Source organism: Methylomonas rhizoryzae (assembly GCF_008632455.1).
In the GTDB taxonomy this organism is placed as follows: Bacteria; Pseudomonadota; Gammaproteobacteria; order Methylococcales; family Methylomonadaceae; genus Methylomonas; species Methylomonas rhizoryzae.
The window spans coordinates 4,544,182-4,554,005 of record NZ_CP043929.1 but is presented as its reverse complement, the minus strand read 5'-3'; the positions used below and the strand labels follow the sequence as shown (position 1 = coordinate 4,554,005).

Annotated in this window: 6 protein-coding genes and 2 pseudogenes; 4 read left to right on the top strand and 4 right to left on the bottom strand. The window is 53.3% G+C overall.

The genetic code is table 11. The features are described 5' to 3' along the window. Positions 1-126: 126 nt before the first annotated feature. From gmk to hemL, 3 genes are all read left to right on the top strand, one after another. Complete coding sequence (gene gmk, locus F1E05_RS20125) at positions 127-741, top strand: guanylate kinase (protein ID WP_150052118.1); 615 nt, start codon at positions 127-129, stop codon at positions 739-741. Between the two features lie 15 nt (positions 742-756). Beyond that, entirely contained in the window at positions 757-1,212 is a 456-nt protein-coding gene (locus F1E05_RS20120; RefSeq protein ID WP_150051697.1) for a hypothetical protein, read from the top strand. A 68-nt stretch (positions 1,213-1,280) separates the two neighbouring features. Next, positions 1,281-2,564 carry a glutamate-1-semialdehyde 2,1-aminomutase gene (gene hemL, locus F1E05_RS20115; RefSeq protein WP_150051695.1) on the top strand — a complete coding sequence of 428 codons (1,284 nt, stop codon included), beginning with the start codon at positions 1,281-1,283 and terminating at the stop codon, positions 2,562-2,564. A 250-nt stretch (positions 2,565-2,814) separates the two neighbouring features. Here the strand turns inward: hemL and F1E05_RS20110 are convergent, their stop codons facing one another. Next, entirely contained in the window at positions 2,815-4,146 is a 1,332-nt protein-coding gene (locus F1E05_RS20110; protein ID WP_190303208.1) for an Ig-like domain-containing protein, read from the bottom strand. 223 nt (positions 4,147-4,369) lie between these two features. Continuing rightward, positions 4,370-5,188, bottom strand: coding sequence for a DUF2797 domain-containing protein (locus tag F1E05_RS20105; protein ID WP_232056722.1), 819 nt, complete (start codon positions 5,186-5,188; stop codon positions 4,370-4,372). Positions 5,189-5,333: 145 nt separating this feature from the next. Here F1E05_RS20105 and F1E05_RS20100 point away from each other — a divergent pair, with 145 nt between their 5' ends. Next, positions 5,334-6,446 (top strand): transglycosylase SLT domain-containing protein, encoded by a 1,113-nt coding sequence (locus F1E05_RS20100; RefSeq protein WP_190303207.1) that lies wholly within the window; start codon positions 5,334-5,336, stop codon positions 6,444-6,446. A 47-nt stretch (positions 6,447-6,493) separates the two neighbouring features. Here F1E05_RS20100 and F1E05_RS20950 read toward each other — a convergent pair. Further along, positions 6,494-7,240: pseudogene (locus F1E05_RS20950) on the bottom strand (putative bifunctional diguanylate cyclase/phosphodiesterase); the annotation flags it as partial. A 75-nt stretch (positions 7,241-7,315) separates the two neighbouring features. Next, positions 7,316-9,814: pseudogene (locus tag F1E05_RS20095) on the bottom strand (diguanylate cyclase domain-containing protein); the annotation flags it as partial. Positions 9,815-9,824: the final 10 nt, after the last annotated feature.

The following is a 9,824-nucleotide window of genomic DNA, read 5'->3' as shown; positions in this document are numbered from 1 at the left end:
TGGCATGTATGCGGGCTGTGAATGGCCAGCCATGATACCACAGCCCCCGAAAAGGCGTTTTTTGGCTTGACTGTTAAGCGTGAAGATTAAAGAATGTCCGGTGCACTGTTAAACCTTAGTCCGCAAATGATTACCGGTACCCTTTACATCGTTTCGGCGCCGTCCGGCGCCGGCAAAACCAGTTTGTTGAAGCAGCTTCGAGCCGATACTCAGGGATTGGCGGTTTCGGTGTCGCATACCACCCGAGCCATGCGCAGCGGCGAAACCCACGGCGTCGACTATTTTTTTGTCAGCGTCGACGAATTTAAAGCGATGATAGAAAACCGGGCTTTTTTAGAGCACGCCCAAGTGTTCGACAACTTTTACGGCACAGCCCGACAAACCGTGCAGAATAATTTGGCCGGCGGCTTGGATGTGATCTTGGAAATCGATTGGCAAGGCGCCGCCCAAGTACGGCGCATGTTGCCCGAGGCGGTTTCGATTTTTATTTTGCCGCCGTCAATTGAGGTGTTGCAGCAGCGCTTGCAAAATCGCGGACAGGATAATGCCGAGGTCATCGAACGCCGGATGCGCGACGCAGTCGCCGAAATGAGCCATCACGCCGAGTTCGATTATTTAATTGTCAACGATAACTTCGATTTAGCCCTAAGGCAGTTAAAGAGTATCGTTACTGCTCAGCGTTTACGGCAGCCGCGCCAGCAACAAGCCCTTAGCGACTTGTTAATCCATTTACTTCACTAGAACAATTATAAGATTATGAACAGCAGAACCTTTTCTATCGCGTTGGCAACCGGTCTAGGCATGGCCTTGTTGCTAAGCGCTTGCTCCGATGACAAAACTGCCGAATCCAAGTCTACACCGGCTGCCGGTGCGTCTTCGGCCAAGCCGGCTCACAACCCCTTCGATCATTCGCACGACGAAGTCGTCACCGACGTGGTCAAGCACCAGTTCGAGCACGAATTTGCCGATCAGTGCGTGGCGCGCGAATTGAAAACCTCGCAAAACCCGGATGTCGACAAGCCGCGATTGGACAAGGACTGCATGTGTATTGCCCGGTACATGATGAAGGACTTGACGGCGGAAGATGCCAAAAAATTCTTGAAGCAACACGAGAACACGCATTCGTTGCGGATTAAGTTCGACGCGGCTGCGTATTTTTGTTTGCAAAACAAACAACATCCCAAAGGCCCGCAGATTTTCGGCAAACATTGAGCGTTTGCCGTGACACCGAGGCCGAACGGCCGGCCTCGGATTTCCAGGTTTTTCCAATCCATCGAATCATGACTGAAGCCAGCGTTCTATTTTCGGAAGCCAAGCAATACATACCCGGCGGGGTTAATTCGCCGGTACGCTCGTTCAACGGTGTAGGCGGTACGCCGGTGTATTTTTCCCGTGCCGAAGGCCCTTACGTTTACGATAGCGAAAACGCGCGTTATATCGATTACGTCGGCTCCTGGGGGCCGATGATAGTAGGCCACGCCCATCCGGAGGTGATAGCGGCGGTCAAGCAATCGGCTGAAAAAGGTTTGAGTTTCGGTGCGCCGACCGAAATCGAAACTGCCATGGCGAAGAAAGTCTGCGAGCTGTTGCCGTCGGTCGAACTGGTGCGCATGGTGAGTTCGGGTACCGAAGCTACGATGAGCGCGTTACGCTTGGCGCGTGGCTATACCGGCCGGGATAAGATCGTTAAATTCGAAGGTTGTTACCACGGCCATTCCGATTCCTTGTTGGTCAAGGCGGGATCCGGGGCGCTGACTTTGGGCGTGCCCAGCTCTCCGGGCGTTCCGGCCGCGTTAGCCGCGGATACCATCACGTTAACCTACAACGATGGCGAAGCGGTACAGGCTACCTTCGCCGAAATCGGCGAGCAAATCGCTTGCATTATCGTGGAGCCGGTTGCCGGCAATATGAACTGTATTCCGCCGGAGCCCGGATTTTTAGAGACTTTGCGCCAGGTCTGCGATCGATACGGCGCGGTGTTGATATTTGACGAGGTGATGACCGGATTCCGGGTTGGGCTGCAGGGCGCTCAGGGGTTATACGGGGTGAGACCGGATTTGACCACGCTGGGAAAAATTATCGGTGGCGGTTTGCCGGTGGGAGCGTTCGGCGGTAGCCGTAAAATCATGGAGTGCCTGGCACCGTTGGGACCGGTTTATCAAGCCGGTACTTTGTCGGGCTGCCCGGTGGCGATGGCGGCCGGGTTGAAAACGCTGGAATTGATTGCGGCTCCCGGATTCTACGATGGGTTGACAGCCAAAACCGCGCAATTGTTGAGCGGTCTGCAGCAAGCGGCCAATGTCTCCGGTATCGCATTTGCCACCAATCAGGTCGGCGCTATGTTCGGCGTATTCTTTAGCGAGCAAACGCCGGTTAGCCGATTTGCGCAGGTGGTCGCTTGCGATCAAGAGCGTTTCAAATGCTTTTTTCACGCTATGTTGGCGCGCGGCGTTTATATGGCGCCGTCCGCATTCGAAGCCGGCTTTGTATCGTCAGCCCACACTGCTGCGGACATTGATGCTACGGTAGAGGCGGCGGCGGCAGTGTTTGCAACAACGCTGTGAGAAAGTGAAGTTGCGGCAGTCTAGGCTCGTGCCCGGGCGCTGCGCTGAAGTTTTTTAGAGCCGGGATGCCGGAGGCTATGCGTTGCCAGCTGTGCGTAGGTGCGAATTTATTTGCGCAATAACCAGAGTTTAGCCTGATGATCCGATAAATTCGAACCTACAACAGCTTTGCCCGGTTTTTACTGAACAGTTATGGATTAGACGCCCCAGCCGGACCCGGCGTTATGCACCGAGCCGGCTGGGGTAGCAATTATGGGCCGCTTCTGACCAAGCGCACAAAATTGGTGTTGGCTTTAAGATCGGAAGTGGTATAGGCGGAAGCGAAATTAGCCGCCCATGCCATGCTGCTGCTGGCAGCTAATGGCGAAGAGGTCCAATACACGTTCTGTTGCCCTTCCGGGAAATATGCACTATCGATAGCCCCGGTCGCGCCGTTCATAAGCGTGATGTCGGATAGCTCGGCGACGGTCGGTAACCGCCAATCGGTTTTGCCGCATAGAGCTTGTGCGTTGATAGCGGCAACATACGCTTTGGTATCCGTGGTGCAGCCATTCGTGCTGCAGTTTTGGCCGCTGTCGCCGCCGTCGTTACTCGCGTCCGTTTGGTACCAAGTGTAAACGTTGTCTTTGTCTTGCAAGCCGCCGTCGTTGGTTTTGATTTCCCAAGTCAGGCCGGTGGTTTCATCTTTCACGCAGGACCATTGCGTGCCGGCGGCCTCGCTACCTTCATCGCTCCAGCCGGCGTTTTGAATCGTTAAGGCGGTACCGTCACTATCTAACTTAGTAAAGACGAATCCGGCGACGCCGTTGTCGTCGGTAACGCCGGCCGCAACGTCACGCCCCCATTCCGCGTCTTGCGAAGCAAAATTGGTAATAGGGCAGGTCATATTGTTTTGGCTGGCGTTGGCACATTGGGTTACCGCCGTATCGTTGATTTCGCCGTATGGAGTATCGGTTATCGTCAAACTGACTAACACCGGTTTTGAGGTTTTTTTACTGTCTTTAACCTTGAATTTAAATTTGTCGGTGCGGTTACCGGTTTTGAACTTTGCCTTGGGCGTGTAAGTAGCGTAATTTGCGTTGATTACCACTTTGCCGTACTTTGGTCTAGCGGCGAGTTTGTAAGTTAATTCATCGCCGTCTATGTCGCTGGCGCTTAAACTGAAAGTAAACGATGGGTCGGTCGTCAATACGGTTTGGTTTTTGGCTTCGGCAACCGGACGGTCATTTACCGATTTAACGGTCAAGGTGACGGTTGCGGTCTGCGAATCCAATGCGCCGTCGTTTGCGGTGTAAGTAAAGCTATCCGTACCGTGGTAATTAGCCGCGGGCGTGTATTTGAAGCGTTTGCCGCTATTGCCTACGGGGGATAACGTGCCGTGTGACGGCGCTTGCGAAATCGTAAAAGTCAACGCATCCTTGTCCGCGTCGCTACCTTTTAACAGGATGTTAGCCGGTTTGTCTTCTCTTAGCGTTTTTTGCAGGTCTTTGGCTACCGGCGCTTCGTTTGCGAACGCCGGACTAGCTGATAAAGACAATAGAAGCGTCAGACCGAGCGTGTTAGCGGTCCTAGATTTTTGCATGTTTCCCTCCGGAATTTCGAAAGAGCCTGCTTGCAGCGACGGCTGGTAAGTGTGAAAAAGACGAGTGCTCACTAGATATAAAAATGTGTCGAACATAGCGCAGTTTGAAGCGTATCACACTATTTGTGGGTTGCCTATCGGTAATGGAGTACGCGGTAGCGGGATTTGGGGTGCTTTGAATGTCGGGATATTCTGTTGAGTCTGCAACAAAGCCCGGCTTGTTTCAAAGAGCCGCTCGGATTTCGTAACCGGCGAATTTGCGTATGTTGACGACGCCGGTGTCGAATATCAAATATTGCCCTTTGATGCCGACCAGCTGACCGGCAATCAACGGATCTTTATCCAAATTAAACGATTTCACTTTGGCTGGATATTGCAGCACAGGGTAATCGATTTCGACTTGCGCTTCGGCGTCGCCGATTGCATGTAAGGCGTCTGCGCCGTGTCGGGCGGAAATTGCCGCTAAGTCATCGGCGCATTTAGCCAGTAAGTTGTCCCTTAATGCCGGTAAGTCGAGCGGCGCGGCCGAACCTTTCAACATTTGCTGCCAGTTGGTTTTGTCGCTGACGTGGGCGGCCAAGGCTACTTCGGCCAAACCGGAAATATGTCTGGAGCGGGCGGCAAATATCGGTAGCGCTTGCACGGCGCCTTGATCGATCCAACGGGTCGGGATTTGCGAGCGGCGGGTAATGCCTACTTTCAGACCTGACGAATTGGCTAGGTAAACGATGTGCGGCTGAAAGCAAAACTCTTCGCCCCAACTCGGCTCTCGACAGGTACCGGCCGCGTAATGGCAGGTTTCCGGTTTGACGATGCAGAGGTCGCATTGCGCCAGCCGGGTGAAACAAGGATAGCAATAGCCTTGATTGAAGCTTTTGTTGGTCTTTTTTCCGCAATGTACGCACAATATCCTGCCGCTGTATTGTAGTTGCAGGGTTTTTCCGAGCAGGGGGTTGATCTCTAATTGCTGGTCGCCGATGGGTAGCCGGTAGCGCACCGGTTTTTCCAGGTCGACCGTCATCTTTTGCAAACTTCCCAACACTTAAGGTTCTCCGCGAGTTTTTTGCCCAGTCCGATATAATGACAGCGTTTCGGCGTTTCACAAACGGTTTAAGTTGTGCCTTTAGTTCGTATGCACTCGCGTCGCGCGTCTGCGTGTTCTTCATTCCCAGGTTCGGCATATCACTTTGTCCACTCGGTCTAAACCAGTTAGTTCAATCGTCAACAAATCGACGGGTAAGGCGCTTAAAAAAGTCGCGGTAAAGCCCAAGAGCAAGAAACGTTCGGCAAAAGGTAAGGCCGATTTCGGCAAACAGTCCGTTTGGCTGAGCGGCCCCGCTCTCGGGTTGATCGGCGTAGAATGCGCCGGATTGGCGGCCTCGGGCTTGCTGGCTACGGTACTTGTATTAGGGGCGTCGGCGAGATTCTTTTCCGGTACCGGCTTTTTTGCCAACTTATTGCCTTTCGCATTGGGGATAGCGATATGGGTCGCGGTTGCGGCCGGCTTGTTGTTGCTTTGGTTTAAATCCAGGCGCTGGTTGGTAGCAAAGTCGGAGTTGTTGCCGGCTTTAACGGCGTTATGCGTTTGTTTCGGGACGGTGAACGCTGTTTGGCAACAGGGTTTTCCGATGGCTATTGAGCAGTTGCGCAGTTTGGTCGGCGGAAAACAACAGGCCGCTCGTACTACCTTAGCTCACCAGATTTATGCCGCTTATCGGCGTTCGGATTCCGCACAGCTAAACAAATTGATCGGCCGGGCTCAGTCGTTCGACGCTGACATTCGCTACGCCGCGGCCAGTTACGAGTTGGATCCTGATTTATTGTATGGCGTTGCTGCCGCCGAATCGTCGTTTTTGCCGCGTACCAGTGCGGACGGCGGCCAAGGCTTGTTTCAAATTACCGCGGTTCCTAAATTTATCCTGCAGCAAGTGTCAAGCCAAATAGCAGGCGGAGCGGTTAATTTGGCCGATTCGAAGCACAACGCGCTGGTTGCCGCAGCCACCTTGAAGCACTATCTGGCGCAAATGAAAGGCGATCTGTTTTTAGGTTTACTGGCTTATAACATCGGGCCGCAAAACGGCGGCTTGAAGCACATCATGCAGCGTTACGGTGCAGTGGATTTCGTTACCATGCAGCCCTATTTTCAGCAGTTGCCCAGGGATTACCCGATCAGAGTCCTGTGTTATGCCTTAGCGTTTCGGCTTTGGCACGAAACCGGCCAGTTGCCGGCGTATGAGGCCGGCGACAATGCCGCCCGGATTCAACGGGCAGGCATACCGGGTTTGGTAAGCTGGTTTTAGCGGGTTGGCTTGCCGGCGTACAAGCGCATAGTGCTACAAGGCTGGCTCTAAGCTTGTGAGTGATTGGAGGACAGCAGGTGAACCGGAAATTCTTCCGCCGGTACCGGGGTAAAGAAAAAATAGCCCTGAAACGAGGTGCAGCCTTTAGACAGCAGAAATTCGACTTGAGCGCTGGTTTCCACCCCTTCCGCAATAACGCCCAAGCCTAAGCTTTTGGCCATCATGATGATGGTTTCGGTGATGACTTCGGCGTTGGATTCGCCTAGGCGGCTGACAAAGCTTTTATCGATTTTCAATTGGCTGAGCGGCAAGCTTTGCAGATAGGACAGGGATGAGTAGCCGACGCCGAAGTCGTCTATGGAAATGCGTACCCCCATGGCTTGTAAGGCCTGCATTTTTGCCACGGTGTCGTCTATGTTTTCGATCACGCTGCCTTCGGTTAATTCGACGACCAAGCGGTGAGGATCGATGCCGGCGGCGCGCAAGGCGTGTTGAATTTGTTGCACGAACCCGGATTGGCGGAATTGGCGGGAACTGACGTTTACGGCGACGTGCCCGATAGAGCGGCCCAGTAAATCCCAGCGTTTGATTTGTCGGCAGGCTTCCTGCAATACCCAGCTGCCCAGCGGTAGAATGAGTTGCGTGTCTTCCGCTAATGGAATGAAGTCGGCCGGAGATATGCTGCCTTTTTGCGGATGTTGCCAGCGAATCAACGCTTCGGCGCTGAGGATATTGCCGCTTTCGTCCACTTGCGGTTGGTAGACCAATTTGAATTGTTGGTGTTTTAAGGCCAAGCGCAGCTCTTTTTCCAGGGTTAACCGCTTGTTCGCCGCAGTTTGCATTTCCGGTTCGTAAAACCGGATACGGTTACGGCCGTTTTCTTTGGCTCTATACATGGCGGTATCGGCTTGTTGAATGATTTGTTCCGGTTTTTCGTCGCCTTGCGGATACAAGCTGACGCCTATGCTGGTAGAAAAATGATGCTCGCTGCCCTGTACGATGAACGGTTGGTTGATGGTTTGCAAAATTTTGTCGGCCAATATCGCCGCGTGTTGGTTGGCTTGTCGCAGGCTGTGATAACGAGCCGGCACCATCACGATGAATTCGTCTCCGCCTAAACGGCAGGCGCTATCTTCGCGACGTATCGTCGCTTTCAAGCGTTGCGCCATTTGAATCAAGAGTTCGTCGCCCACTTGGTGGCCGCGCGAATCGTTTAGAATTTTAAAATGATCTAAATCCAAAAAGAACAAGGCGCCGAACATATGCTGGCGTTTAGCGGCGGCAATCTCTTGGCTCAGTCTGTCCAGCAACATGCGCCGATTGGCCAGGCCTGTTAACGGGTCGTAGTAGGCCAAATTGAGAATTTCCTGCTCTTTGGCTTTTTGCTCGCTGATATCCGAAAAGATACCGACGTAATGGCTCAAATGCCCGGCTTCGTCGCGCACGCCTGTCAACGTCAGCCATTCCGGATAGACTTCGCCGTTTTTCCGCCGATTCCAGATTTCGCCTTCCCATTGGTTAGTCTGTTCCAGCGCGGCATACATGGCGCGAAAAAACTCCGCATCGTGAAAGCCGGACGCTAACAGCCGCGGGTTGTCGCCTATCACTTCGTCGGCGGAATAGCCGGTGATGGTTGAAAAGGCTTTGTTTACCCGCAGAATAGTGCCGTCCGGCGACGTCACTACAATGGCTTCGTGCGATTCGAAGGTGGTGGCGGCTACCCGCAATTCTTCTTCTTGGTGCAAACGGGTGGAAATTTCGTGATTCAGGGTGTCGTTGATGCGTTGCAATGCAGAGGTGCGCTCCGCTATTAGATTTTCCACTTGGGTAGTGCGGCCGGTCACCAGCAGTAAACCCAAGCTGATAAGGCTGGACAGCAATAGCCCGCCGCCGAGCAGCCATGCGCTTAACGGCGATTGTTGATATGCGTAGAAATCGCTGGATGGAACGGCGTGCAGTCGCCAAGCGCTGCCGGCAAAATTGAGCGTGCGTTCGCTGCCGAGCTCGGGTTGATGTTGATACGGATAGGGTCCGGGAACGACGTTGCTGAATAAGACGCGTTGCTGTTGGTAAAGGGTGATGCTGATTTGCAATTCGTTATCGCCGAACAAACGGTAGATTTCGGCTATCTGCGCGTCCAGACGGAATCCATTGGCGACAAAACCTAAAAGGGCTTGCCGTTTGTGATCCGGACTAGTCAATTCGTGTTCCTGTTGCTTAAACACCGGAGCGTAAATAACGGTCGCCAAATAGGGGCGATGATTAGCTTGTAGCCGAGTTTCCGAAACGACTAAGGGTTGGTTTTGTTCGACAATCGAGTTGAGCGTTTCGGCAACCTGCGGATTATTGCTGATGTCGTAACCGATACCGCTAGGATCGATAGTGTTTTTGACTGCAATTTCTACCGGAAAATAGTCCGTTTTATCGCCTGCCGGGACAAACATTTCGTATTCGAAGTCTGCGTAGCGTATGACGGTGCCATGGGCTTGTTCCCATGGCTTGCGTTCGGGATGGGATATTTTGGGTATCCATTCCAGCAAGCCGTCGCATTGGTTGCCTATCGATTGGGCGAAACGTACGAATTCGTCCGGGGTTACGATCACCGAGCTGTCGAAGAAGGCTTTTAGCGCTTTGGCGCCGGCCAGATTTAAATTCAATCTTTCGTACAATGCGGTGTGCAGCAAGTCCGTTTGCCGCTCGAGCAGATTGTGCAAGCGCTCGCTTTCTTGGCGCTGGCTGAATTTAAACGCAAGTATGGTGGCGAGCAAGGTGAGCAATAAGGGATACAGTACCGCTTGACGTCTGCCGTGCCAAACCGCTTCCGGTTTGCCTATGAATAGCAATGACATCGGCGCGAATATAGCCGTACCTATGGCGTTGCCTACCCAGGTTTGGATGACGGTATCGAACAGGTTTTCGGCGTCAATGCCGCCGTGATTGAACATCACGGCGGCATTGACCATTGCAGACAACAAGCAACTGGCTATCCCGATCAGAAAAAACAGGAAGATACTACGGTCTTCGATCAACGGATTTTGCTTGCCTATCCAGCGATTAATGGCAAGCATGCCTAGCCACGCTTGTGCACAAGCAGCTGTTGCGGTTGCCATCGCACCCAGTAGCGCTTGCTCTATGGTCAATGGCCATTCGGTGCCGGATACGAAATAACTGGTAAAGCTCCCTAGGAACAGTCCGGGCAAGATGCCACGGCCGCATACCATCGTCAAGGCCAATGCAATGCCGGACGCCGGCCAGAGCGGGCTGACGCCGCCCGCCGCGCTGGACAACAAGTTGCCTAGCCAAGCGCTGGCGAAATACGCAAGGGCAGCGAATGCGTTGATTAGTGGCTGGCTGAACGGCGCGTGCATACGCTGAACC

Excerpts from the sequence above, each read along its gene's own strand:
- F1E05_RS20110 (WP_190303208.1), bottom strand. The coding sequence starts at position 4,146 with ATGCAAAAATCTAGGACCGCTAACACGCTCGGTCTGACGCTTCTATTG.
- gmk (WP_150052118.1), top strand. The coding sequence starts at position 127 with ATGATTACCGGTACCCTTTACATCGTTTCGGCGCCGTCCGGCGCCGGC.
- F1E05_RS20120 (WP_150051697.1), top strand. The coding sequence starts at position 757 with ATGAACAGCAGAACCTTTTCTATCGCGTTGGCAACCGGTCTAGGCATG.
- hemL (WP_150051695.1), top strand. The coding sequence starts at position 1,281 with ATGACTGAAGCCAGCGTTCTATTTTCGGAAGCCAAGCAATACATACCC.